Source organism: Agromyces sp. Y782 (assembly GCF_059445405.1).
In genome coordinates this window covers 1032459-1057385 of sequence record NZ_JCAIUG010000001.1, presented here as the reverse complement: position 1 = coordinate 1057385, position 24927 = coordinate 1032459, and the positions used below count along the sequence as shown (strand labels likewise).

Here is a 24927-nt window from a genome sequence, read left to right as displayed (position 1 = left end):
TGTTCCTCTGTCCTCCTCCTCCTCATCTGCTCCTCACCTGCAGCAATTCAGGACGGGAGGTGTGTCGCGCTGTCCTGAGGCGTCCGCTGACGGGCGACACGCGCTCCCGGCCTGAATTGCTGCACGGCCCACGAGCAAGCAGGAACGCTGCGACGGCAGAGGTGGTGTTCGACTGCAGCTGGTGCGTGCGGCCGCAGGGCCCGCCTGAGGGCGGATCCCGGCTCAGAGCGCCGGGGCGGCGAGCGCGGCCCGCACGGCCGCGAGCACCACGTGCCAATCGTCCATGACAAGGCGATAGGAGAAACGCAGCGTGCGATAGCCCATGGTCGCGAGCAGGGCGTCTCTGCGGCAGTCCTCGTCTTGCTGCGCGGCAGTTCGGTGCGTACCGCCGTCCCATTCGATGACGAGCCGATCGCCGATGACGAGGTCGACCCGTCCGATGCCGGGGAAGTCGACCTGATGCTGGCCGGTGATACCGGCCTGTTCGAGCCTGATGCGCCCGATCGTCTCGAGAAAGCTGTGACAGAGCGCGTTTCTGGCGGGAAGCTCGCGAACCAGCCAGGCCGGCAAGGTGCTCAACCAGCTCTCGAGATCGCGGCTGCCGACGGGGTCGTCGTGCAGGAATGAGTCCAACGCGGCGATGGCGAACTCGGGCGGCAGGCAACTCACGATCTGGGTCACGGTCTCGAAGCGATCCGTCACGAGGCGCGGACGGGCGACAGCCGCCAGTGGAGACGTCCAATGCACCACGAGTGCGGGCGCGGCACTCGCGCCGATGCTCGCCGGCGATCTGAGCCTCGAACTGTTCTCGGGGACGCAGACGTGCAGCCCGTGGTGCTCCGGTGTCGCCCAGCCGTAGTGGGCCGCTGCCGAGACGCAGGCGAGCCTGCCACCGACCCGAATCGCCTGCCGGAGCTGGGTGTTCGTCTCGGGGAGCGCGTACCACCCACGACGCACACGCAGGAGACCGCCGCGGCGCACCGCCGCAGTCAGTGCGTGCGGCTCGATTCCGAGCGCGATGAGCTCGCGGGTTTCCGCGACACCGCCGAGCCGACGCACGAGTGGAATGGGATTCATCACTCTTGAGTAGCGCGGCGCCGAGGCATCCGTGGTTCGAAGACGGCGACCTGTGGATGTCTCGCCGCACGGCATCGCTGTGGAGGGCGGGTTGGCCGTCCTCCCCGCGCAGCAATCCCTCACTCCCACGCAGCAGTCCCTCACTCCCACGCAGCAATTCAGGACGGGAGGGCGTGTCGCTCGCCGAATCGGCGGTGGATGGCGCGCGACACCCCTCCCCTCCTGAATTGCTGAAGGGCGAGGGGGGAGGGAGGGCGAGGGGGAGAGGGCTCGAGTGCGAGGGGGAGGGGAGAGGGCTCGAGGGGGAGGGAGCGGAATAGGGTGAACAAATGAGTATGCACGGGGGAGCGCCTCGCGGCGGCGGCGGCGGAGGTCGCGGCGGCGGAGGTGGCGGCGGCGGAGGCGGAGGCGGCGGCTCGCGCCGCGTGTTCTCTGGCGATGAACAGGCCCAGCGCGTCGCGAATGCCGAGGCCCCGCGGGTGCCGCACCTGCTGCGCCGCATCTCCGAGTTGTTCGCCCCGCACAAACCCGCACTCATCACGACGGTCGTGCTCGTGCTCATCGGAGCGGGGCTCGCCATCATCCCGCCGCTGCTGACCCAGCGAGCGTTCGACGATGGACTGTTCCCGGTCGACGCGAGCGGCGAGGTATCCGGACCGAACCTGCCGGTGCTCATGTGGCTCGTCGTCGCGATGATCGCGGTGTACATCGTCTCGGCCCTGCTCGGGGTCTGGCAGACGTGGCTGACCGCGACGATCGGCAACAAGGTCATGGGTGCGCTGCGCGTGCGGCTCTTCACGCACCTGCAGGCGATGGAGCTCAGCTTCTTCACCCGCACGAAGACGGGCGTCATCCAGTCGCGGCTGCAGAACGATGTCGGCGGCGTCGCCGGCGTGCTGACGAACACCGTCTCGAGCGTGCTCGGCAACACGGTCACGGTGATCTCGGCGTTCATCGCGATGCTGATCCTCAACTGGCAGCTCACGATCATCGCGCTCGTGCTGATGCCGTTCATGGTCATCGCCCAGCGCCGAGTCGGCCAGGTGCGGGCGCGCATCGCGGGCAAGACGCAGGAGTCGCTGTCGGAGATGACGGCGATCACGCAAGAGACGCTATCGGTATCCGGCATCCTGCTGTCGAAGAGCTTCACTCGGCAGAAGAGCGAGATCGAGCGTTACGCCGACGAGAACCAGAACCAGATCCAGTTGCAGGTCAGGCAGCAGATGACGGGCCAGTGGTTCTTCGCGATGGTCAACATCTTCATGTCGTCGATTCCCGCGATCGTCTACCTGGTCGCGGGCTGGCTCGTCACCGGCGGCGTCGCGGATGTCACGGCGGGCACGATCGTCGCATTCACGACCGTGCAGGCGCGCCTGCTGTTCCCGCTCATGGGGCTCATGAGGGTCGCGCTCGACCTGCAGACCTCGAGTGCGCTGTTCGCCCGAATCTTCGAGTACCTCGACCTGAAGCCGGCGATCACCGACAAGCCCGATGCGATCGTGCTGTCGGCAGGGGGTCTCGATACGCGTCCTCCTTCGTCGGGCGCTACTCGACGGACGGATGCGGGTTCGTCGGGCGCTACTCGACCGACGGATGCGGGTTCGTCGGGCGCTACTCGACGGACGGATGCGGGTGCGTCGGGCGCTACTCGACCGACGGATGCGGGTGCGTCGGGCGCTACTCGACCGACGGATGCGGGCGGGATGCTCGGACGCGTGGAGTTCGACGAGGTCTCGTTCCGCTACCCCGACGCCGACGACGACTCCCGCCCCACGCTCGATCGGGTGAGCTTCACGATCGAGCCAGGCCAGTTCGCAGCATTCGTGGGTCCCTCGGGCGCGGGCAAGACGACGGTGTCGTATCTCGTGCCACGGCTGTACGAGGCATCCGCCGGTGCCGTGCGCTTCGCCGGTGTCGACGTGCGCGATCTCGTGCAGGAATCGCTCATCTCGCACATCGGCATCGTCAGTCAGGAGACCTACCTCTTCCACGCGACGATCGGCGAGAACCTGAGGTATGCGAAACCGGATGCTTCTGATGCCGAACTCGAGGCCGCGGCGCGCGCCGCGAACATCCACGAGACGATCGCCTCGTTCCCCGACGGCTATGACACCGTGGTGGGCGAACGCGGTTACCGCCTCTCCGGCGGCGAGAAGCAGCGCATCGCGATCGCGCGGGTGCTGCTGAAAGATCCGGCGGTGCTCGTGCTCGACGAGGCGACGAGCGCGCTCGACACGATCTCGGAGCGGGTCGTGCAGCAGGCGCTCGACGACGCCGCTCGCGGTCGAACGACCATCGCGATCGCCCACCGCCTCTCGACGGTGGTGGGCGCCGACGTGATTTTCGTGGTCGTCGCCGGCCGCATCGTCGAGCAGGGCACGCACGCCGAACTCGTCGGCGTCGAAGGCGTCTACGCCTCGCTGTACCGCCAGCAGGAGGAACGGCCGGTGCTGGAGAACTGAGTCGATCCGGCCGGCCGAAGCGAGCCGGCCGCCTCGGGCCGGGTCAGGCCTGTGCTCGCTCGGGTACTTCTCGCGCCAGGAGAACTGCCACTGCTCCGAGCATCGAGCCGGTGACGCGCCGTTGCCATTTCGTCCAGCTCGGCCGCCGGGAGAGGAAGCCCGAGATGGAGCCTGCGCCGAGGATGATCACTGCGTTCACCGCCATGCTCACGACGATCTGGATCGCACCGAGGATGAAGCCTTGCGCGGTCGTTCCGTCGTGACTCGGGTCGATGAACTGGGGGATGAGCGCGAGGTACATGACGGCGGTCTTCGGGTTCAAGAGGTTGGTGAGCAGACCGACCCGGAACAGCGTCGAGGGAGAATCCCGATACAGGGGCCGCACCTCGAACGGGCCGTGTCCGCCTGGTTTGAGCGCTTGCCACGCGAGGTGGATCAGGTAGAGGACTCCGGCGATCTTCAGGCCGGTGTACAGCCATGGCACGGCGACGAACACGATCGCGAGCCCGAGGTTCGCCATCGTCAGGTAGATCAGAAAGCCGGCTGCGGTGCCTCCGAGTGAGATCATTCCCGCCCGCCTCCCTTGGCTCACGCTTCGCGAGACGAGATACACCATGTTCGGGCCGGGTGTGAGGACCATTCCGAGGGCGGTCAGTGCCATGCCGCCCGCCGCCACCAGGGAGACGGCACTTCCGAAGAACATCATCATGGCGTCAACGATGATGTAATGTCGCTATGCATCTCAACCCTTACGGCGAGTACGCCGTACTGCTCGCTGCATCCCTGGCCAATGACTGGCCGGAAGACCGCGATGGCATCGTCGACCGCACGCGCGAGTTCGGCATGACCATGGACTTCCCCGTCGCCGATGACGACCATTCGCTGACCCGGCGTGTCGTCGACGAATGGCTCTCGGTGGTCGACGAACCCGATTCCCAGAACCGTTCACGACGACTGAATGCCCAGATGGCCTTTGCCGCCGCATACCCGCGCCTGACCGACCACGACAGCGAAGGCTGGCACCTGCACTATCGCGATCTCGATCAGCCGCTTCCGGAGGTCATGGTTGCCGTGATCAGCGTCGGAACCGCGCTGCACCTCAGTACCCGCGGCATGCAGCGGTTGAGCAGATGCGCAGCGGGGCGCACTGCGGGCGACCCGTGCAGCAATGTCGTGGTCGACGTGACCCGCAACGGCCGCCAACGGTACTGCTCGGTGCGCTGCGCGAATCGAGATGCCGTCCGCAGGCATCGTGCGCGTTCGGCGAAGCCCGCTGCCCGCGCCCACTGAGCGCTGAGTTCTCGACGGTGACGTCGAACGACGCCCGCTACCCGGCCGGCGTGCGATCCGCGAGCATCCCGGTCATGAGCTCGATCTCCGCGGTCTGGCTGTCGACGATCGAGCGTGCGAGCGCGACGACGACGTCGTTCGAGGAGCGCGCGAGCGCGGCATCCGCCATCTCGACCGCGCCCTGGTGGTGGGCGATCATGAGCTCGAGGAAGCGTCGTTCGGCTTCGACCCCGGTGAGTCCGCGCAGTTCCTCGACCTGGGCGGGCGTCGCGAGGCCGGGCATCGGCGCGCCCGGTGCGTGGGCGGCCGAGTCGCCGGCATCGGCGGTGTGCTCGCCATGCCCGGTCGCGCCGTCGGCGGCGGGCCGGGTCATCCACGTCATCGACGGTTCGCTGCCGGCTTGCGAGAGGCCCCATGCGGCGAGCCAGCCGTACATCTGCCCGGCCTGCTGGGCCTGCGTCGTCGCGATGTCGTAGCCGAGCAGGCGCACTTCGGCGTCGTCGGTCCCGTCGCGCACGATCATCGCGAGCTCGACGCCCTGCAGGTGGTGCACCTGCATGTCGCGGGCGAACCCCGCTTCGGCGCTCCTGTCGGTCGGCGTCGGCTCGGCGAGCGTCGAGAGCCGGCCGATCGAGAATGCCGCGATCGCGACGACGACGACGGCGATGGATGCCACGACGATGACCGCGACCCGTCCGCCGCGACGCGGCTCGGGGCCGGCGGACCCACCAGCAGTCTCGCCGGCGGTCACGACACCTTGCCGGGCGCGTCGTATGCGCCCGTGCAGGCCGCACCGGGCTCGGGCACGTTCTGGCTCTTCCAGAACTCCTCGAAGAACGCGGGGATGCGCGCATCGTCGGCGCTGTCGAGTGCGAGCTGCGTGTTCCAGCCGCTCAGGACGATCGGCGAGGGGAGGTCTTCGAAGGGGGAGAGCACGACGTACGTCGATGGCAGGTGCTTCTTGAGCGCTTCGAGCTCGCCGGCGGGCAGCTCGGAGTCGTAGGTCACCCAGATCGCGCCGTGCTCGAGCGAGTGCACGGCATTCTCGTTCGGCACGGGCTGCTCGTAGACGCCGCAGTTCAGCCACATCTGGTTGTGCTCGCCGCCCGCGGGTGGGGTCTGGGCGTAGTCGACGGTGCCCTCGACGTGGCCGGCGGGGTTGTCGAACGTCTCGACACCCTCGATCTCGGTGCCATCGCCGCCAGCGCTGTACGAGACCGGCTGCGGGGTCAGCACGATCGCCGCGACGAGCAGCCCGACGACGGCGACGCCGCCGACGACGGCCGACCAGATGCCGATGCGGCGGTTGCGCTTGGTGCGGGCCTCACGCTTCCGGAACTCCTCGAGCTTGCGCGCGCGCTCCTCGGCGCGCTGCTGCTTGATCGACAGCTGCTTCTTGACTGCGGGGGGAACGGGCGGGGTCGCGCTCACGCGTTGGCCTCTCTCGAAAGGTTGTCGGTTCAATCATACGAACGCATGCGCTGGGAGAACACCCTGATCGCGGCATCCACTCGTCTCTTCGACTCGATCGTACGAGCCGATAGAGTGGCTTCGTGATCCTCGCGCTGTGTTGTCGCTGACGCCGACAAGACCGACCCCGCACGCCCGATCGTTCGCCGCTCTCGTCCGCCCACGACGCGGATCGAGCCGACCAGCTAGGACACCAGCATGAAGTACGCAGAATCCATCGTCGATCTCGTCGGTGACACTCCTCTCGTGAAGTTGCAGCACGTCACGAAGGGGGTGACGGATGCCACGGTGCTGGTCAAGCTCGAATACCTGAACCCCGGCGGCTCATCGAAAGACCGCATCGCGGCCCGCATCATCGACGCGGCCGAACGCGAGGGCAAGCTGAAGCCCGGCGGCACGATCGTCGAACCGACCTCTGGCAACACCGGGGTGGGGCTCGCGCTCATCGCGCAGCAGCGCGGCTACCGCTGCGTGTTCGTGTGCCCCGACAAGGTCGGCGAAGACAAGCGCAACGTGCTCACCGCGTACGGCGCAGAGGTGGTCGTGACGCCGACCGCGGTCGCGCCCGACAGCCCCGAGTCGTACTACGGCGTCTCCGACCGGCTCGCCCGTGAGATCCCGGGGGCGTTCAAGCCCGACCAGTACTCCAACCCCAACGGGCCGCGTTCGCACTACGAGACGACCGGCCCCGAGATCTGGCGCGACACCGAGGGCAAGGTGACCCATTTCGTCGCCGGCGTCGGCACGGGCGGCACGATCACCGGCACCGGGCGGTATCTGCGTGAGGTGTCCGAAGATCGGGTGCGCATCATCGGCGCCGACCCTGAAGGCTCGGTGTACTCGGGCGGCACCGGCCGTCCGTACCTCGTCGAGGGTGTCGGCGAGGATTTCTGGCCGTCGGCGTACGACCCCGCGGTGCCGCACGAGATCATCGCCGTCTCCGACGCGGAGTCGTTCGACATGACCCGCCGGCTCGCTCGTGAAGAGGGCGTGCTCGTCGGCGGCTCGAGCGGCATGGCCGTCGTCGCGGCGCTCAAGGCCGCGGCATCCGCCGGCCCCGACGATGTGTTCGTAGTGCTGCTGCCCGACGGGGGTCGCGGCTACCTCGGCAAGATCTTCAACGACAAGTGGATGCGCGCCTACGGCTTCTCGAACGCCCCCGCCGGCCACACGATCGCCGAACTGCTCGCGGCGAAGGCCGACCGCACGGCACCCCTCGTCTACGTGCACCCGAACGACACCGTGCGTGAGGCGATCGACCGCATGACCGAGACCGGTGTCTCGCAGCTGCTCGTGCTGACCGCCGAGCCGCCCGTCGTGCTGGGCGAGGTGCTCGGTGCGCTGAACGAAGAGACGCTGCTCGACCTCGTGTTCTCGGGCCAGGCGAAGCTCACCGACAAGGTCTCGAGCGTGGTGGGCGAATCGCTGCCGCTCATCGGGGTCAATGAGCCCGTGGCATCCGCTCGCTCTGCGTTCGGGGCGGCGCCCGCGATGCTCGTGACCGATGGCGGCAAGGCTCTCGGCGTCGTCACCCGTACCGACCTGCTCAGCTACCTCTCGGCCTGACGGCCGCACGCTCGGTCTGACCGCCGTAACCGACGCAAGGAACCACCCGCACATGCTTCACGACGACGCTCGTTTCGACACCCGCGCGATTCACGCCGGGCAGGAGTTCGACCCGACCACCGGCGCGGTCATCCCGCCCATCTATGCGACGTCGACGTATGTGCAAGACGGCATAGGCGGCCTGCGCGGCGGTTACGAGTATTCGCGCGGCGGCAATCCGACCCGCACGGCGCTCGAGACCCAGCTCGCGGCACTCGAGGGCGGCGCACGCGGCCTGTCGTTCGCGTCGGGCCTCGCGGCAGAAGACGCCCTGCTGCGCACCGTGCTCGTGCCCGGCGATCATGTCGTCATCGGCAACGATGTGTACGGCGGCACGCACCGGCTGATTCGCCAGATCCACGGCGCATGGGGCGTGCGGCACACGACCGTCGACACGAGCGACCTCGATGCGGTGCGCGGGGCGATCGAGCCCGGCACGAAGGTGCTGTGGGTCGAGACGCCGTCGAACCCCCTCATGAAGATCTCGGATGTCGCGGCGCTCGCCGAGCTCGGTCGTGAGGCCGGTGTGCTCGTGGTCGTCGACAACACGTTCGCGTCACCCGCGCTGCAGCAGCCGCTCGCACTCGGCGCCGACGTCGTCGTGCACTCGACGACGAAGTACCTCGGCGGCCACTCCGATGTCGTCGGCGGCGCGCTCGTGTTCGGCTCGGAGACGGGCGCCGGTCGAGCCGAGTTCGCCGACCTGCCCGAGCGGGTGACGTTCACCCAGTTCGCGGCGGGGGCGGTCTCGGGGCCGTTCGATGCGTTCCTCACCTCGCGGGGCATCAAGACACTGGGCGTGCGCATGGAGCGGCACAGCCGGAACGCCCTCGCGATCGCGGAGCGTCTCGAGGGTCACGCGGGTGTCGAGCGTGTGTACTACCCGGGGCTCGAGTCGCATCCCGGACACGAGCTCGCCGCCCGGCAGATGTCTGGCTTCGGCGGCATGCTGTCGATCGCGCTCACCGGGGGTGCCGTGGCGGCACGACGATTCGCGGAGTCGACCGAGCTGTTCCAGCTCGCCGAGTCGCTCGGCGGCGTCGAGTCGCTCGTCAACTACCCCTCGGCGATGACGCACGCCTCGGTGAAGGGCACCGAGGCGGAGGTGCCCGAGTCGATCGTGCGTCTCTCGGTCGGCATCGAAGACGTCGCCGATCTGCTCGCCGACATCGACGGGGCGCTCGCGCGCCTGTAGCGGCATCCGCTCTCGCACGCGTCGCCCACGACCTTTTGCGGCGTGACGGGCGTCGCACAGCGCCGTCACGCGGCAAAGGGTCGTGGAACAGTGGGAGAATAGAGGTAGGCGCGCGGCACGTCACCGGCGCCGCAGGAGATGAGCCCTCATGGTTGCTCTCACCGTCACCCTGATCGTCGTCGGCATCGCCGCGATCATCCTCTTCTTCATGTCGGTGCGCATCGTGAAGCAGTACGAGCGCGGCGTGGTGCTGCGATTCGGCCGGCTGCACAACGTGCGCGATCCCGGCATCCGCTTCATCATTCCGATCGTCGACGTGATGACCAAGGTGTCACTGCGCATCGTGACCCTGCCCATCCAGTCGCAGGGCATCATCACGAGGGACAACGTGACGGTGGGGGTCTCGGCCGTCGCCTACTATCGCGTCGTCGAGCCCGTGAAGTCGGTGATCGCGATCGAGAACGTCACGTCGGCCATCGACCAGATCGCCCAGACGACGCTTCGCAAGGTCGTCGGCCAGCACCATCTCGACGAGACGCTTGCCGAGACGGCGACGTTGAACGCCAACATCCGGGTGATCTTGGATGTCACGACGGTCGAGTGGGGCGTCGAGGTCACGCTCGTCGAGCTGAAGGACATCCTGCTGCCCGACTCGATGAAGCGGGCGATGGCCAAGCAGGCCGAGGCCGAGCGCGAGAAGCGGGCGAAGATCATCGCGGCCGAGGGGGAGTCGCTTGCCGCCGCGCAGCTCGGGGTCGCATCGGACACGATGATGGCGCATCCGCTCGCCCTGCAACTGCGCACCCTGCAGACGCTCGTCGAAGTCGGCGTCGACAAGAACACGCTCGTGCTCTTCCCGGCACCGCTCATGACCTCGATCGGCGAGCTGACGAACTTCATCGATCGCGAGGCGGCCGTCGCTCAGGTGGGCGGGCACTGACACGGTGCGGGCGGCGCGCGACGCCTCGCCCGCAGTTCTCGTGTGCGAGTCGGCGGGCGAGCTCGTTGGGGCGCGCGGACGACGATCCCGCGAGTACTTCCCGCTTTGGCAGTTTATCGTCGGAGCATGTCAGGGCTGCCAGCGATGACGGTCGGTGGGATGCTCCAGAATGAGCTGGTGACTTCGAACGATACCTCCGTGGCGGCCGGCACCGCAGCCCCCGTCGGAGCTGCCGTCGGTACGCCGGCCGGCGAGCCGACCGGCGCCGCTTCCGCCCCGCACCCGCACCGCGGCACCCTCGGTCTCGTGCAGGGCACCGCGCTGTACATCGCGAGCGTGCTGGGCACGGGCATTCTCGTGCTCCCAGGGCTCGCAGCCGCGGCCGCCGGCCCCGCTTCGATCGTCGCTGTGGCTGCGGTGCTCGTGCTCTCCATCCCGCTCGCCGGCACCTTCGCGGCGCTCGCCTCGCGCTACCCCGACGCAGGCGGGGTCGCCAGTTACGTGCGACGTGCGCTCGGCGGCACCGCAGCACGCATGGCGGGCTACTGGTTCTTCTTCGGCGTGTGCGTGGGTGCGCCGGTGCTCGCGATCCTCGGCGGCGAGTACGTCGTCGCCGTGCTCGGCGTCGATCGTGCGGCAGTGCCGATCATCGGCTTCGCGGTCTTCGTGCCGCCGTTCATCGCCAACTGGTTCGGCATCCGCGTCGCCGGCTGGGTGCAGTTCGTGCTCACCGGGCTCTTGATCACCGTCGTGGTCGGTGTGGTCGCGGTCACGTTCCCGGCGGTCGACGCCGCCAACTTCGAGCCGTTCCTGCCCAACGGCTGGGGAGGGGTCGGCATCGCGATCAGCCTCTTCGTCTGGGCGTTCGCCGGCTGGGAGGTCGGCACCCACCTCGCCGGCGAGTTCAAGAACCCACGGCGCACGATCCCGCTCGCGACGGCGATCGCCGTCGTCGTGGTGGGCGCGGGCTACCTCGCGCTGCAATTCGTCACCGTCGCAGTGCTCGGCGATCGTGCCGGCAACGGGCAGGTGCCCCTGCTCGACCTCGTCGAGACGACCGCGCCCGGCATCGGGCCGGTGCTCGTCGCGATCATCGCCGCGATCGTCACGGTCGGCGTGATGAACGCGTACCTCCCCGCTTTCGGCAAGCTCGGTGCCGCGCTCGGGCGCGACGGCGACCTGCCACGGTTCTTCGCGAAAGGGGCGGCCGACGGCGAGGTGCCGCGCCGTGCCCTCGCGCTCACGGGTGTGCTCATCGTCGTCTACTTCGGGCTCATGCTGCTCAACGACCTCGACCTCACCGGCTTCATCCTCATCCACACGAGCAACATGGTCGCGATCTACGCCGTGGGCATGCTCGCCGCGACCCTGCTGCTGCGCCGCTGGTCGTTCGGCTGGTGGCTCGCGGTCGTCGCGACCGTCATGACCGCCGGGCTCCTCGTGCTCGCCTGGGCGAACCTCGTCGTGCCGCTCGTGCTCGCGCTCGCCGCCGTCATCGTGACGATCGTTCGCCGAGTGCGCACGCCGACGCGGCGCGCGCTCACGCCGACCACGACCACGACCACGACCGCAACCGCGACTGCAACCGCGACTGCGACCCCGACCGCAGAGGAACCCTGGTGACCGACTACAGAGCCCGCTTCGACGCCCAGATCGACTTCGTCAACGGGGGAGGCCTTCGCGCCGAGGCATTCCGACTCGACGTGCCGTCGGCCGAGCTCACCGAGGGAGAGATCGCCGAGCTCCTCGTGCGTCACCTCGGCCTCGCGCTCGTCGGAAGCATCGAACTCTCCAACCTCGAGATCGTCGAAGAAGCGCACCGCGGGTCTCGTGGCGTGGCCGATGCAGGTGGGCCTGCGAGTAAGACGGGCGCAGCGGCATCCGATCGGCTCGATGTCACGCGGCGCGGCCGGCTCGTCGACCTCAGCCACACGATCAGCGCGGGCCTCGTGACCTATCCCGGCCTTCCCGCGCCGACGATCACGCCGCATCTCACGCGCGAGGAGTCGCGCGAACGCTACGCACAGGGCACGGAGTTCGCGATGGACGTCATCACGATGATCGGCAACACGGGCACCTACCTCGACAGCCCCTTCCACCGCTACGCCGAGGGCGGTGACCTCGCGAGCCTGTCGCTCGAGACGCTCGTCGGCATCCCGGCCGAGGTGTTCAGGTTGACGGATGCCGCCGAGCGCGGCATCCCCGCCGAGGTCTTCTTCGACCGTGACCTCGCCGGCACGGCCGTGCTGCTGCACACCGGCTGGAGCCGTCACTTCGGCCGACCCGAGTACGCCGAAGGGTCGCCGTTCCTCACCGAGGCCGGCGCGCAGCACCTCGCCGACGCCCGAGTCGCGATCGTCGGCATCGACTCGCTCAACATCGACGACACCGAGTCCGGCGGCGAGCGGCCGGCGCACTCGATCCTGCTCGCGGCGGGCATCCACGTGGTGGAGCACCTCACCGCGCTGGCCGACGTGCCGCCCCGCGGGGCACGGTTCACGGCGGTGCCACCTCGCGTCGCAGGCTTCGGCACCTTCCCGGTGCGCGCCTTCGCGGAGCTTCCGGTCTCGTCGTAGCGGCGCCGGCGCACCTTCCCACCCCTCAGAAGCCGCGAATCGGCCGAATCGACCGAATCCACCGGGTCGGAGTGTTGGCACCATCCCGCGAGTGCGTGAGGATGGACAGATGATCGCACCCGAGTACTCCCTCCGCGACGGCAACACCATCCCGGCACTCGGGTTCGGCACCTACGGTCTCAACGATCAGACAGGCATCGACGCCATCACCGGTGCCATCGCCGATGGCTATCGCCTCATCGACACGGCGTACAACTACGGCAATGAAGAGGTCGTGGGCGAGGCGATCCGCCGCACCGACGTCGATCGCAGCGACCTCGTGATCACGACGAAGCTTCCGGGCCGTCATCACGGTTTCGACGAGACCATCGCGAGCTTCGAGGAGTCGCGCTCCCGCCTCGACCTCGACTGGGTCGACCTGTACCTCATCCACTGGCCGCTGCCGCGCATCGACAAGTTCGTCGACAGCTGGCGGGCGATGGTCTCGCTCCGCGAGAAGGGACTCGTGCGCGCGATCGGCGTCTCGAACTTCACCCCGGCGCAGCTCAGCCGCCTCATCAACGAGACCGGCGTCGTGCCCGTCGTCAACCAGGTCGAGCTGCACCCGTACTTCCCGCAGCGGGAGTTGCGCGCCTTCCACGACGAGCACGAGATCCGCACCGAGAGCTGGAGCCCGCTCGCCCGCCGCACCGAACTCCTCGAAGAGCCGGTCATCGCCGAGATCGCCGCCGCCCACGGCGTCTCGCCGGCGCAGGCGGTGCTGCGCTGGCACGTGGAACTCGAGTCGGTGCCGATTCCGAAGTCGTCGGATGCCGCGCGCCGACGTGAGAACCTTGACGTCTTCGGGTTCACGCTCACGACCGAAGAGGTCGACGCCATCTCGTCGCTCTCCCGCGGGCGCATCTGGGGCGCAGACCCCGACACGCACGAAGAGTTCTGAGGCGCGGCCTCACGCTCGTTCCGCCGGCGTTCATCGTGCGGTCACGCGCCGTTCCGCTGCATCCGTGAGCCTCTGACGCATGACCTCACTGCTGAGGGGTGCCGTCGCGGCATCCGTTGCCACCGTGCTTCTGCTCGCTGCACCGACGGTCGCCTCGGCGGCCCCGGGCACCTCGACCGCGGCTCGTGGCGGCCACGGCGCCGCCCCGGAGCCGGCCGTCGTCACGACCGACAACGAGACGCCGGTGCTCTACGACGATGAGCTCGGCGGCAACGCGGTCGGCGACGATCCGGCGATCTGGGTGCACCCGGGCGACCACGACGCCTCGATCGTGATCGTCACCGCCAAAGAGGGTGGTCTGCGCGTCTACGACCTCGACTCGAGCGAACTGCAGTCGCTGCCCGCGAGCGTCGCGCCCCGCGCCGACGGCGCGGCGGGCCGCTACAACAACGTCGACATCGCGTACGGCATCGAGTTGGGCGGTGACACCGTCGACGTCGCCGTCGTGTCGGACCGGTACAACGACCAGCTGCGCTTCTTCGCGATCGACCCCGCGGGCGACGCCGCGGCCACGCCGCTCGTCGAGGTGACCGCGGCCGAGCAGCCGTTCCTCTTCAGCGTCGACCGTGCGACGGTCGACGAGGAGCACACGGCCTACGGCCTCGCGATCTGGCAGCCGGAAGCCGGGGGCGAGGCTCACGCCGTCGTCACGCAGGAGGGCGCGACGACTCTCGCGACGGCTCGTCTCGTCGACCTCGACGGCGAGCTCGGGTACACGGATGTCACGACGACCATGATGCCCGCGTCGTTCCCCCTGCCCGACGGCACGACGTGGACGCCGTGCGACGAACCCGGCATCGAACCGCACCTCGAGGGACTCACCGTCGACCAGCGCACCGGCGTGCTCTACGCCGGACAGGAGGACGTCGGTCTCTGGCGCCTGCAGCTGCCGTTCGGCTCGGGGGAGCCGACCCTCATCGACCGGGTGAAGGACTTCGGCATCCACGACGTCTACGACCCCGAGACCGAGGAGTGCGCGCCGGTCGACCCAGAAGATGAGGGCTTCGGCGGTTCGGCACTCGAAGCCGATGCCGAGGGGCTCGACCTCTACTACGGCCCGGGCGCGACCGGCTACCTCATCGTCTCGAGCCAGGGCGACGACACCTTCTCGGTCTACGAGCGGCAGGGGCGCAACCGGTTCGTCGGCACATTCAGGATCGATGGGGTCGATGGAGCCGACGAGATCAACGGGTCCGACGGGCTCGCCGTCACGAACCGCCCCGTCGGCGGCTTCACCCGCGGCCTGCTCGTCACGCACGACGAACCCGAGACGGGCGCCGGTGTCGACCGCGAACGCGACGCCACGAACTTCTCGTATGTCGCATGGGAGGACATCGCGGCGGCGCTGCACCTGAAGGTGAGCACGGCCGAGCGCAACGACCCGCGATTCCGGTAGCGGACACGGTGGCGCGACTTGAGTTCAAGTCCGCTTGAAGTCGTAGGCTCGACAGAGTGACCGAACCGACCGCCGAGACGCCGACACCGACCGCCGAGACGCCGACACCGACCGCCGAGACACCGACACCGACTTCGACCGCAGATGATTCCGATGCTTCGCGAGGGGCGTCGGCCGAGGCATCCACCGCTGCCAAATCGCCGGTGCCGGCCAGTGGGCCGCTGGCGCTGCCCTACCGCTGGCTCTCGATCGGCATGTTCTCGCTGATCTTCCTCGCGGCGTTCGAGGCGATGGCGGTCACGACGATCATGCCGCTCGTGGCGGAACAGCTCGACGGCGAGTCGCTCTTCGCGCTCGCGTTCGCGGTGCCGCTCGCCGCGGGCATCATCGGCATGGTGCTCGCGGGCAACTGGACCGACCGGTCGGGGCCGATCCCGTCGCTCGTCACGGCGGCGGTGCTGTTCGTGATCGGCCTCGTGATCGCGGGCACCGCCGTGAACATGGAGGTGTTCATCGTCGGGCGCTTCGTGCACGGGCTCGCGGGTGCCGCGGTCATCGTGCCCCTCTACGTCATCGTCGGTCGGGTCTACCCCGAGGTGTTGCGGGCGCGCGTCTTCGCGGGCTTCGCTGCGGCGTGGGTCATTCCCTCGATCGTCGGGCCGGCGCTCGCGGGCGTCGTCGCCGAGGCGATCAGCTGGCACTGGGTGTTCCTCGGCGTGATCGTGCTGATGGTGCCGGCGGCCGCGATGATGCTGCGGCCGATGCTCCGGGTTCGCGACCAGGTGCAGGGCGACGCCTCGGTGCGCTGGAGCCTCGCGCGCGTCGGCTGGTCGGTGCTCACCGCCGCGGCCGCGCTCGCACTCTCGCTCTCGAAGGAGGTCGGGGAGCCGTGGCGCTGGGTCATCGCCGTCGTCGCCATCGTGCTCGTCGCCGTGGCCGTGCGACCGCTGCTGCCCGCCGGCACGTTGCGTGCCGCGCGCGGCATGCCGGCCACCGTGCTGCTCCGGCTCATCGTCGCCGGTGCATTCTTCGGCTCCGAGATCTACCTGCCGTACCTCTTCATCGAGCGATACGACTTCTCACCCAGCCTCGCCGGGGCGGTGCTCACCGGCGCGGGCGTCAGCTGGGCTGCCGCGTCGTGGCTGCAGGGCCGACTCGGCGACCGTGTGTCGAACACGCAGGCGGTACAGATCGGTGCCGCGCTGCTCACGGTGTCGCTGGCGATCGTGCTGCTCGTCGCGGCATTCACCCTGACGCCCGCGATCGCATTCGTCGCGTGGACCTTCGCGGGCGGCGCCATGGGCTTCATGTATCCGCGATTCTCGGTGGCGGTGTTGAAGCTCTCGCCGGTCTCGGCGCAGGGGTTCAACAGCGCGGCGCTGTCGATCGGCGAGTCGCTTGGGGCATCCGTCGCCCTCGCCGTCACGGCCCTCGTGACGAGCGCGATCGTGGGCGGCGCGTTCACCGCCGACTTCGCTGTGACCGTCGTGATCGCACTCGTGGCGGTGGTGCTCGCGTCGCGCGTGCGGCCGAGCGCCGAGGCATCCGTCGTGTCATGAGCGCCGTGCCGGGCGCCGACGTGCAGGCTCCGGGCTGAGTTCCGCGCGGGCGACGCCCCCCATGTGACTGTCACACGATCCGAATGCGCGGGAAGCGGTGCGCGCGTGCATAATGGAACCGCCGCCGATGTGAACGTGCACATCGGGGTGAACGGTCTGACATTGATACCTGAGACTCCCAAAGGGCGGGCGCCCAGCATCCGCGATGTGGCGCGCCTCGCCGAGGTGTCGCACCAGACGGTGTCGCGGGTGCTGAACGACCATCCGAGCATCCGCCCCGAGACCAAAGAGCGCGTGCTGCACGCGATGGAGACGCTCCAGTACCGCCCGAACCGCGCTGCGCGGGCGCTCGTCACGAGTCGTTCGCACACGATCGGGGTGCTGGCGGCGCGGAGCAGCGAGTACGGTCCGGCGACGAGCATCGCCTCGATCGAAGACGCGGCGCGCGAGCACGGGTATTACGTCAACACCGCGAACCTCACCGATGCCACACCAGAGGGCATCGCCGGCGCCCTCGAGCACCTCATGCTGCAGGCGATCGAGGGGCTCGTCGTCATCGCCCCGCAGGTGCGCGTCTTCGACGTGCTCGCCGCGTCGCCCATCGGCGTGCCGTTCGTGAGCCTCCAGTCCACTGGGCGCAGCGATCACCTGGCACTCTCGATCGATCAGGTCACGGGTGCGCGCCGTGCCACGCAGCACCTCGTGAGCCTCGGGCACCGCGAGATCGTGCACCTGGCCGGCCCGCAGGACTGGATCGAGGCCGAGGCCCGCATGCGCGGCTTCCTCGACGCGATCGACGACGCCGACCTCACGCTGCACCCTCCGATCCTCGGCGATTGGAGCGCCGACTTCGGGTATTTCGCGGGCCGAGAACTCAGCCGCCACCTCGACTTCACCGCGGTGTTCGCGGCGAACGACGTGATGGCGATCGGCCTCATGCACGCGTTCCGCGATGCCGGCCTCGACGTGCCGGGCGAGGTCAGCGTGGTCGGCTTCGACGACATTCCAGTGGCCCAGCACGTGTGGCCGCCGCTCACGACGGTGCACCAGGACTTCCACGAAGTCGGGCGCCGCGCGGTGGCGCTGCTTCTGAACCAGGTACACGGGCGCGAGATGCTCGAGGTCGAGGAGATCGTGCCGCGGCTCGTCACGCGAGGCTCGTCGGCAGCGGCATCCGGTCGGCGCCCCCGTTATGCAAGCGTGACTGACTCGGCTTGACAGAGAGGAAACTCAGATGCAGCATTGGTGTCGATGTGAACGGTCACACGTGGCCGAGCGCAGGTACCGCCCCGAACGATTGACATCGAGGTCGCACGTGAACCAGTCGCCGACGACACCCCTCGCGGACCCCCGCGAGACGGGATCGGTGCTCGCCATGCCCCTGGCCGCCCAGCGCGCCGCCGCCAGAGGAGGTCTCCGATGAGCCCGCAGCCCATTCTCGAGATGCGCTCCATCACCAAGGAGTTCCCCGGCGTCAAGGCGCTCGCGGATGTCTCGCTGACGGTCATGCCCGCCGAGATCCACGCGATCTGCGGTGAGAACGGCGCCGGCAAGTCCACCCTCATGAAGGTGCTCTCCGGGGTCTACCCCCACGGCACCTACACCGGGCAGATCATCTTCCGCGGCGAGGAGGTGGCGTTCAAGGACATCCGCCAGAGCGAACAGGCCGGCATCGCGATCATCCACCAGGAGCTCGCGCTCATTCCAGAGCTCTCGATCACCGAGAACATCTTCCTCGGCAACGAGATCAACCACGGCGGTCGCATCGATTGGCGCGCAGCGAAGGTGCGAGCCATCGACCTGCTCGCGCGCGTCGGCCTCTCCGAAGACCCCGACACGCAGATCAAGCACCTCGGCGTCGGCAAGCAGCAACTCGTCGAGATCGCCAAGGCGCTCGCGAAAGACGTGAAGCTCCTGATCCTCGACGAGCCCACCGCCGCCCTCAACGAAGACGACTCGCAGCACCTGCTCGACCTGATCCGCGGCCTCAAGGGCCGGGGCATCACCTCGATCATGATCTCGCACAAGCTCAACGAGATCGAAGAGGTCGCCGACGAGATCACGATCATTCGCGATGGCCACGCGATCGAGACGCTCGACGTCAGTTCCGGCGGGGTCGACGAAGACCGCATCATCCGCGGCATGGTCGGCCGCTCGCTCGAGAGCCGCTTCCCCGACCGCACGCCGCACATCGGCGAGGTGTTCTTCGAGGTCAAGGACTGGACGATCCAGCACCCGCAGGTGCCCGAACGGCTCGTCGCCAAGGGATCGAACCTGAACGTACGCCGCGGCGAGATCGTCGGGCTCGCCGGGCTCATGGGCGCCGGTCGCACCGAACTCGCGATGAGCATCTTCGGCCGTTCCTACGGCAACTACCTCGCTGGCACGATCGTGAAAGACGGCAAGGAGATCGTGCTGAAAGACGTCGAGTCGGCGATCAACCACGGCCTCGCGTACGTCAGCGAAGACCGCAAGCAGCTCGGCCTGAACCTGCTCGACACGGTCAAGCGCTCGATCGTCGCCGCGAAGCTCTCGAAGATCGCCAAGCGAGGCGTGATCGATGATTCGCAGGAGTTCGGCATCGCCGAGGACTACCGCAAGCAGTTGCGCATCAAGACGCCGAGCGTCGACGCCGGCGTGTCGAAGCTCTCGGGCGGCAACCAGCAGAAGGTCGTGCTCGCGAAGTGGATGTTCACCGACCCCGACCTGCTGATCCTCGATGAACCGACGCGCGGCATCGACGTCGGCGCCAAGTACGAGATCTACACGATCATCCAGGCGCTCGCCGCGCAGGGCAAGGGCGTGATCCTCATCTCGAGCGAGCTGCCCGAACTGCTCGGCATCGCCGACCGCATCTACACGGTGTTCGAAGGTCAGATCACCGACAACATCCCCGCATCCGAAGCAAACCCCGAGGCGCTCATGCGCAGCATGACCTCCACGAAGAAGAAGGCGAACGCATGAGCACGACGGCGAACGACCCGGCCGCCCAGAAGAAGGGCGGGCTCTCCGACATCCGCAAGATCTTCGGAGGCGGCCAGTCGAGCCTCCGCCAGTTCGGCATCCTCGGCAGCCTCATCCTCATCATCGTGATCTTCCAGATCTGGACGGGCGGGCTGACGCTCTCGCCGACGAACCTCATCAACGTCGTCAACCAGTACTCCTACATCCTGATCCTCGCGATCGGCATGGTGATGGTCATCATCATGGGCCACATCGACCTCTCGGTCGGGTCGGTCGCCGCCTTCACGGGCATCATCGTGGCGAAGTCGATGGCGGAGTGGAACTTCCCGTGGCCGCTCGCGATTCTGCTCGGCATCGCCGTCGGCGCGGCGATCGGCGCCTGGCAGGGCTTCTGGGTCGCGTTCGTCGGTGTGCCGGCGTTCATCGTGACCCTGGCCGGCATGCTCATCTTCCGTGGCGGCAACCAGTTCATCGGGCAGTCGACGACGACGCCCGTGCCGCCGGAGTTCGGCCAGATCGGTGCCGGTTACCTGCCCGAGCTCGCGTTGCCCCTGAACTTCAACGTGCTGACGATGCTGCTCGGCGTCATCGGTGCCGGCTGGATCGTCTGGAACGAGATCCACATGCGCCGTGTGCAGAAGAAGCTGGGCTCCGACTCGGCGCCCGTCTGGGTGAGCGTCGTGAAGGTCATCGTGCTCGCAGGCATCTTGCTTTGGGCGGCCTGGCTGTTCGCCACCGGGCGCCCCGGTACGAGCTTCCCGATCTCGGGCATCATCCTCGTGGTGCTCGTCATCCTGTACTCCTTCATCACGCGCAACACGATCTTCGGCCGTCACATCTACGCGGTCGGTGGCAACCGCCTCGCCGCGACGCTCTCGGGCGTCAAGGACCGACGCGTCGACTTCTTCGTCATGATGAACATGTCGGTGCTCGCTGCACTCGCGGGCATGATCTTCGTCGCCCGTTCGACGGCCTCGGGCCCGCAAGACGGCAACGGCTGGGAGCTCGACGCGATCGCCGCGGTCTTCATCGGCGGCGCGGCCGTCTCGGGCGGCATCGGCACCGTGATCGGCTCGATCGTCGGTGGTCTCGTGATGGCGTTCCTCAACAACGGCCTGCAACTCATCGGTGCCGGCGCCGACGTCGTGCAGATCATCAAGGGGCTCGTACTCCTCCTCGCCGTCGCGGTCGACGTCTGGAGCAAGCGCCAGGGCCGCCCGTCGATCCTCGGCATCTGGTCGACGCGGCGCAAGGCGCGGCTCGAGACGCAGGCGCCGGACGAGGCGCCGACGGTCGCTCCGACCGGGCCGTCCAACGTGTCGTCGCGGCCCGAGGACCTTTCACGGCGCTGAGGCCGCCGCCGCGGCATCCGCTCATTCGTCACCATCCAAGAGAAGTCCGACAATCCCAATCAGAAAGTGAATGATCAATGAAGAAAATCACTCTTGCGGCTACCGCGCTCGCTGCGGTCGCTGCACTCGCCCTCGCGGGTTGCGCGAGTGGCGACCGTGGCGGCGACACGGGCGAAGCATCCGACGCTGCCGGTTTCGCAGCCGATTCGACGATCGGTGTCGCACTGCCCGACAAGACGTCGGAGAACTGGGTACTGGCCGGCGGTCTGTTCGAAGACGGCCTGAAAGAGGCCGGCTTCAAGGGCGACGTGCAGTACGCGCCCGCCTCGAACACCGTCGCCGAGCAGCAGAACCAGATCTCGGCCATGGTCACCAACGGTGCGAAGGTCATCGTCATCGGTGCGAAGGACGGCAAGCAGCTCGGAACGCAGCTGCAGCAGGCTGCCGACGCCGGCGTCACGATCATCGCCTACGACCGTCTGATCGAGAACACGCCGAACGTCGACTACTACGTCGCGTTCGACAACTTCAAGGTCGGCCAGCTGCAGGGCGAGGCGCTCCTCGACGGTCTCGAGCAGCGCTCGGGCCACGGGGCTCCGTGGAACATCGAACTGTTCTCGGGCTCGCCCGATGACGCCAACGCCGCCGTGTTCTTCAACGGCGCCATGGAGGTTCTCCAGCCGAAGATCGACGACGGCACCCTCGTCGTCGCCTCGGGCCAGACCGACATCGCTCAGACGGCGACGCAGGGCTGGGAAGCCGAGAACGCTCAGAGCCGCATGGACTCGATCCTGACCTCGACGTACGGGACCGCCGCCATCGACGGTGTGCTCTCGCCGAACGACACGCTCGCTCGCGCGATCATCACGTCGGTGAATCAGGCCGGCAAGGACATCGCGACCATCACGGTCACCGGTCAGGACTCCGAGGTCGAGTCGGTCAAGTCGATCATGGCCGGGGAGCAGTTCTCGACCATCAACAAGGACACGACCCTCCTCGTGGAGCAGACGATCAAGATGATCCAGCAGCTCCAGAAGGGCGAAGAGGTCGAGGTCAACGACACCGAGCAGTACGACAACGGCGTGAAGATCGTTCCCGCCTACCTGCTCGCGCCGGTCATCGTGACGAAGGAGAACGCGGCTGAGGCATACGCCAACAACCCGAACCTCCTCGAGATCGTGAACGCGGCGGGCTAGTCACCCCACGCACGTCGGCCCTCGGTTCCTCGGGACCGGGGGCCTTCGTGCGGGTCACGGATGTTGCGTGGTGGCGGTTGCTGCGGCGGGTCACGGATGTTGCGTGGTGGCGGTTGCTGCGGCGGGTCACGGATGTTGCGGCGGGTGCGGGTGCTGCGTGGTGGCGGTTCGCCTGGACGCGGGCCCGGAGCGACCGTGCACAACTCCGGAGCAGGCGTGCCGACACGCCGTCAACGGCTCACGACCCGCCGGGCGAGGCATCCGTGGTCCGGAGTTGTGCACGGCGGCAGGGCGAGCGGATGCCGCGACATCCGCTCGCCTGAGTCGGACCCCGGCATCGTGAGCCGAGGTTTTGCAGCGGTCGTCGTGAGCGCTAACATAGGGCTTCGTTAGCGCTAACGTAATCGACGAAGGAGTCTCTATGAGCGGCACGGCGCCCGAGTTCGCGCCCGAGGTCCAGGCCTCGATTGCGCGGATTCGCGACGACGTCTCCGGGCTGCACGGCGAATTGACCCGCTACGGACTCGTCGTCTGGACGGGCGGCAACGTCTCTGGCCGGGTGCCGGGCGCCGACCTCTTCGTGATCAAGCCCTCAGGCGTTTCGTACGACGAGCTCGCACCCGAGAACATGATCCTGTGCGACCTCGACGGCAACGTGATTCCGGGCACGCCCGGCTCCGACCGCAGCCCCTCGAGCGATACTGCGGCGCACGCCTACGTGTACCGACACATGCCGGAGGTCGGCGGCGTTGTGCACACCCATTCGACCTTCGCCGTCGCGTGGGCAGCGCGAGGTGAAGAGATCCCGTGCGTCATCACGGCGATGGCCGACGAGTTCGGCGGGCCGGTGCCGGTCGGCCCGTTCGCGATCATCGGCGACGACTCGATCGGCCGCGGCATCGTCGAGACCCTGACGGGGCACCGTTCACCCGCGGTGCTCATGGCGAACCACGGGCCGTTCACGATCGGCGCCGATGCCAAGAGTGCAGTCAAGGCCGCCGTCATGGTCGAGGATGTCGCGCGCAGCGTGCACTTCGCCCGCGAGGCGGGGCCGCTCATCCCGATTCCGCAGGACGCGATCGACCGCCTCTACGACCGCTACCAGAACGTGTACGGGCAGACCGGGGATGCCCGTCCAGAAGGCGCAGCCGGGCAGACCGGGGATGCCCGTCCAGAAGGCGGAGCCGGGCAGATCGGCACAGCCGCGCAGGCGGGGGATGCGCGCTGATGGCCGAGCCGACGAACCAGCGGGCCCGTGCCGATGCAGCCGCGGCGATCCTCGAGGGACGCACCTCGCTCGGCATCGAGCTCGGTTCGACCCGCATCAAGGCGTGCCTGGTCGGCGAGGATCCGGCCGTCGTGCTCGCCACCGGGAGCCACGAGTGGGAGAACCGCTTCGTCGACCGCGTCTGGACCTATTCGCTCGAAGACGTCTGGTCGGGCTTGCAGGCGGCGTACGCAGACCTCGTCGCCGACGTGCGAGCGCGCTACGACGTCGTGCCGCAGTCCTTCGGCACCATCGGCATCTCGGCGATGATGCACGGCTACCTCGCGTTCGATTCGAACGACGAGCTGCTCGTGCCGTTCCGTACGTGGCGCAACACGTCGACCGGGCCGGCGGCCGCCGAGCTGAGCGAGCGGTTCGGCGTCAACATTCCGCTGCGGTGGTCGATCGCCCACCTGCACCAGGCGATCCTCGACGAGGAGCCGCACGTTCCCGCGATCAGCTTCCTCACCACTCTCGCCGGGTACGTGCACTGGCGGCTCACTGGCCGGAAGGCGATCGGCGTCGGCGATGCATCCGGGATGTTCCCGATCGATTCCGGGGCGCTCGACTACGACGGGCGGCTCCTCGCGAACTTCGACGAACTCGTCGCCGAGCGGGCGCCCGGCATGCGCGTCGCCGAACTGCTGCCGGAGGTACTCGTCGCCGGACGTGAGGCCGGACGGCTCACCGCCGAGGGCGCGGCACTCCTCGACTCCTCGGGAAGCCTGCAGCCGGGTGCGCCGCTGTGCCCTCCTGAGGGCGATGCCGGCACTGGCATGGTCGCGACGTGTTCGGTTGCGCCGCGAACGGGCAATGTCAGCGCAGGCACGAGCATCTTCGCAATGGTCGTGCTGGAGCGACCACTCCAGCACGCGCACCACGAACTCGACGTGGTCACGACCCCGGCGGGCGATCCCGTCGCCATGGTGCACTGCAACAACGGCGCGAGCGAGTTGGCGGCCTGGGTCGGCCTGTTCACCCGGTTCGCCGCGGCATCCGGGGCTGAAGCCGACACCGACGCCGTCTTCGAGGTGCTCTTCCGGGAGGCGCTCGATGGCGAGGCCGACGCAGGTGGGGTGCTCGCCTACAACCACCTGGCCGGGGAGCCGATCGCCGGGCTCACGGAGGGCCGACCCCTCGTCGTCCGCACTCCCGACAGTCGGCTCACGCTCGCCAACTTCATGCGCGCGCAGCTGTACGGCGTCTTCGGAACTCTCAGCCTCGGCATGCGCGTGCTCGCCGGTGAAGACGTCGCCATCGAGCGGATGTTCGCTCACGGTGGCATCTTCCGTACCGCCGGTGTCGCTCAGCGGTTGCTCGCCGGCGCACTCGACGCCCCGGTCGCCGTCGGCGAGACCGCCTCGGAAGGCGGTGCATGGGGCATCGCCGTGCTCGCTTCCTATCTCTCGGCTGCGCCCGACGCCGACCTCGGCGCCTACCTCGCCGAGAGCGTCTTCGCCCGGGCCGAGTTCGACACCGTGACGCCCGTCGAAGAGGACGTGGCCGGCTTCGCGGTGTTCCTCGACCGTTACCGGGCTGGCCTCTCGGCCGAGGCCGCCGCCGTCGAAGCACTCTGAC

Annotated in this window: 20 protein-coding genes; 16 read left to right on the top strand and 4 right to left on the bottom strand. The window is 68.3% G+C overall.

The annotated features are described in order from the left end of the window. Nucleotides 1–222: 222 nt before the first annotated feature. Nucleotides 223–1077 carry an endonuclease domain-containing protein gene (locus AC1C2S_RS04910; protein WP_495351417.1) on the bottom strand — a complete coding sequence of 285 codons (855 nt, stop codon included), beginning with the start codon at nt 1075–1077 and terminating at the stop codon, nt 223–225. Nucleotides 1078–1412: 335 nt separating this feature from the next. Between AC1C2S_RS04910 and AC1C2S_RS04905 the strand changes: the two genes are divergently transcribed. Continuing rightward, nucleotides 1413–3539, top strand: a complete 2127-nt coding sequence (locus AC1C2S_RS04905; RefSeq protein WP_495353194.1) for an ABC transporter ATP-binding protein — start codon at nt 1413–1415, stop codon at nt 3537–3539. 43 nt (nt 3540–3582) lie between these two features. On the opposite strand, the gene AC1C2S_RS04900 is transcribed toward AC1C2S_RS04905, so the two are convergent. Further along, nucleotides 3583–4179, bottom strand: a complete 597-nt coding sequence (locus tag AC1C2S_RS04900; protein WP_495353193.1) for a LysE family translocator — start codon at nt 4177–4179, stop codon at nt 3583–3585. Between the two features lie 95 nt (nt 4180–4274). On the opposite strand from AC1C2S_RS04900, the gene AC1C2S_RS04895 reads away from it, so the two are divergent. Beyond that, on the top strand, nt 4275–4829 hold the full coding sequence (locus AC1C2S_RS04895; protein WP_495351416.1) for a CGNR zinc finger domain-containing protein: 555 nt from the start codon (nt 4275–4277) through the stop codon (nt 4827–4829). A gap of 37 nt (nt 4830–4866) precedes the next feature. On the opposite strand, the gene AC1C2S_RS04890 is transcribed toward AC1C2S_RS04895, so the two are convergent. Next, nucleotides 4867–5580, bottom strand: a complete 714-nt coding sequence (locus AC1C2S_RS04890) for a DUF305 domain-containing protein (protein ID WP_495351415.1) — start codon at nt 5578–5580, stop codon at nt 4867–4869. Then, nucleotides 5577–6260: a thioredoxin-like domain-containing protein gene (locus tag AC1C2S_RS04885; protein WP_495351414.1), complete on the bottom strand. Its 684-nt coding sequence runs from the start codon at nt 6258–6260 to the stop codon at nt 5577–5579. Before AC1C2S_RS04885 ends, AC1C2S_RS04890 begins: the two co-directional genes overlap by 4 nt. A 237-nt stretch (nt 6261–6497) precedes the next feature. Here AC1C2S_RS04885 and AC1C2S_RS04880 point away from each other — a divergent pair, with 237 nt between their 5' ends. The 14 genes from AC1C2S_RS04880 to AC1C2S_RS04815 all read left to right on the top strand — a co-directional run bounded on the left by AC1C2S_RS04880 (nt 6498) and on the right by AC1C2S_RS04815 (nt 24926). Beyond that, the gene (locus AC1C2S_RS04880) at nt 6498–7865 is read left to right on the top strand and encodes a cystathionine beta-synthase (protein WP_495351413.1); all 1368 of its coding nucleotides are present in this window, start codon (nt 6498–6500) and stop codon (nt 7863–7865) included. Between the two features lie 52 nt (nt 7866–7917). Further along, the gene (locus AC1C2S_RS04875) at nt 7918–9099 is read left to right on the top strand and encodes a cystathionine gamma-synthase (protein WP_495351412.1); all 1182 of its coding nucleotides are present in this window, start codon (nt 7918–7920) and stop codon (nt 9097–9099) included. A gap of 148 nt (nt 9100–9247) precedes the next feature. Then, entirely contained in the window at nt 9248–10039 is a 792-nt protein-coding gene (locus AC1C2S_RS04870) for a slipin family protein (RefSeq protein WP_495351411.1), read from the top strand. Nucleotides 10040–10216: 177 nt separating this feature from the next. Next, complete coding sequence (locus AC1C2S_RS04865) at nt 10217–11662, top strand: APC family permease (RefSeq protein WP_495351410.1); 1446 nt, start codon at nt 10217–10219, stop codon at nt 11660–11662. Continuing rightward, on the top strand, nt 11659–12615 hold the full coding sequence (locus AC1C2S_RS04860) for a cyclase family protein (RefSeq protein ID WP_495351409.1): 957 nt from the start codon (nt 11659–11661) through the stop codon (nt 12613–12615). The genes AC1C2S_RS04865 and AC1C2S_RS04860 overlap by 4 nt, the downstream gene beginning before the upstream one ends. 109 nt (nt 12616–12724) lie before the next feature. Further along, entirely contained in the window at nt 12725–13555 is an 831-nt protein-coding gene (locus tag AC1C2S_RS04855; RefSeq protein WP_495351408.1) for an aldo/keto reductase, read from the top strand. Between the two features lie 79 nt (nt 13556–13634). Further along, nucleotides 13635–15011, top strand: a complete 1377-nt coding sequence (locus tag AC1C2S_RS04850) for a phytase (protein ID WP_495351407.1) — start codon at nt 13635–13637, stop codon at nt 15009–15011. Between the two features lie 56 nt (nt 15012–15067). Next, nucleotides 15068–16570 (top strand): MFS transporter, encoded by a 1503-nt coding sequence (locus AC1C2S_RS04845; RefSeq protein ID WP_495351406.1) that lies wholly within the window; start codon nt 15068–15070, stop codon nt 16568–16570. Between the two features lie 129 nt (nt 16571–16699). Continuing rightward, entirely contained in the window at nt 16700–17788 is a 1089-nt protein-coding gene (locus AC1C2S_RS04840; protein WP_495353192.1) for a LacI family DNA-binding transcriptional regulator, read from the top strand. Nucleotides 17789–17989: 201 nt separating this feature from the next. Beyond that, nucleotides 17990–19534, top strand: a complete 1545-nt coding sequence (mmsA, locus tag AC1C2S_RS04835; RefSeq protein WP_495351405.1) for a multiple monosaccharide ABC transporter ATP-binding protein — start codon at nt 17990–17992, stop codon at nt 19532–19534. Next, nucleotides 19531–20886 carry a multiple monosaccharide ABC transporter permease gene (gene mmsB, locus AC1C2S_RS04830; RefSeq protein WP_495351404.1) on the top strand — a complete coding sequence of 452 codons (1356 nt, stop codon included), beginning with the start codon at nt 19531–19533 and terminating at the stop codon, nt 20884–20886. The genes mmsA and mmsB overlap by 4 nt, the downstream gene beginning before the upstream one ends. 77 nt (nt 20887–20963) lie before the next feature. After that, complete coding sequence (locus AC1C2S_RS04825; RefSeq protein ID WP_495351403.1) at nt 20964–22082, top strand: substrate-binding domain-containing protein; 1119 nt, start codon at nt 20964–20966, stop codon at nt 22080–22082. A gap of 421 nt (nt 22083–22503) precedes the next feature. Then, a complete protein-coding gene (locus tag AC1C2S_RS04820; RefSeq protein WP_495351402.1) occupies nt 22504–23310 on the top strand; it encodes an L-ribulose-5-phosphate 4-epimerase in 807 nt (268 codons plus the stop codon). Beyond that, the gene (locus tag AC1C2S_RS04815) at nt 23310–24926 is read left to right on the top strand and encodes a xylulokinase (RefSeq protein WP_495351401.1); all 1617 of its coding nucleotides are present in this window, start codon (nt 23310–23312) and stop codon (nt 24924–24926) included. Before AC1C2S_RS04820 ends, AC1C2S_RS04815 begins: the two co-directional genes overlap by 1 nt. Nucleotide 24927: the final 1 nt, after the last annotated feature.

Excerpts from the sequence above, each read along its gene's own strand:
- AC1C2S_RS04815 (WP_495351401.1), top strand. The coding sequence starts at position 23,310 with ATGGCCGAGCCGACGAACCAGCGGGCCCGTGCCGATGCAGCCGCGGCG.
- mmsB (WP_495351404.1), top strand. The coding sequence starts at position 19,531 with ATGAGCACGACGGCGAACGACCCGGCCGCCCAGAAGAAGGGCGGGCTC.
- AC1C2S_RS04850 (WP_495351407.1), top strand. The coding sequence starts at position 13,635 with ATGACCTCACTGCTGAGGGGTGCCGTCGCGGCATCCGTTGCCACCGTG.
- AC1C2S_RS04870 (WP_495351411.1), top strand. The coding sequence starts at position 9,248 with ATGGTTGCTCTCACCGTCACCCTGATCGTCGTCGGCATCGCCGCGATC.
- AC1C2S_RS04910 (WP_495351417.1), bottom strand. The coding sequence starts at position 1,077 with ATGAATCCCATTCCACTCGTGCGTCGGCTCGGCGGTGTCGCGGAAACC.
- AC1C2S_RS04825 (WP_495351403.1), top strand. The coding sequence starts at position 20,964 with ATGAAGAAAATCACTCTTGCGGCTACCGCGCTCGCTGCGGTCGCTGCA.
- AC1C2S_RS04855 (WP_495351408.1), top strand. The coding sequence starts at position 12,725 with ATGATCGCACCCGAGTACTCCCTCCGCGACGGCAACACCATCCCGGCA.
- mmsA (WP_495351405.1), top strand. The coding sequence starts at position 17,990 with ATGAGCCCGCAGCCCATTCTCGAGATGCGCTCCATCACCAAGGAGTTC.
- AC1C2S_RS04900 (WP_495353193.1), bottom strand. The coding sequence starts at position 4,179 with ATGGTCCTCACACCCGGCCCGAACATGGTGTATCTCGTCTCGCGAAGC.
- AC1C2S_RS04905 (WP_495353194.1), top strand. The coding sequence starts at position 1,413 with ATGCACGGGGGAGCGCCTCGCGGCGGCGGCGGCGGAGGTCGCGGCGGC.
- AC1C2S_RS04880 (WP_495351413.1), top strand. The coding sequence starts at position 6,498 with ATGAAGTACGCAGAATCCATCGTCGATCTCGTCGGTGACACTCCTCTC.
- AC1C2S_RS04875 (WP_495351412.1), top strand. The coding sequence starts at position 7,918 with ATGCTTCACGACGACGCTCGTTTCGACACCCGCGCGATTCACGCCGGG.
- AC1C2S_RS04895 (WP_495351416.1), top strand. The coding sequence starts at position 4,275 with ATGCATCTCAACCCTTACGGCGAGTACGCCGTACTGCTCGCTGCATCC.
- AC1C2S_RS04820 (WP_495351402.1), top strand. The coding sequence starts at position 22,504 with ATGAGCGGCACGGCGCCCGAGTTCGCGCCCGAGGTCCAGGCCTCGATT.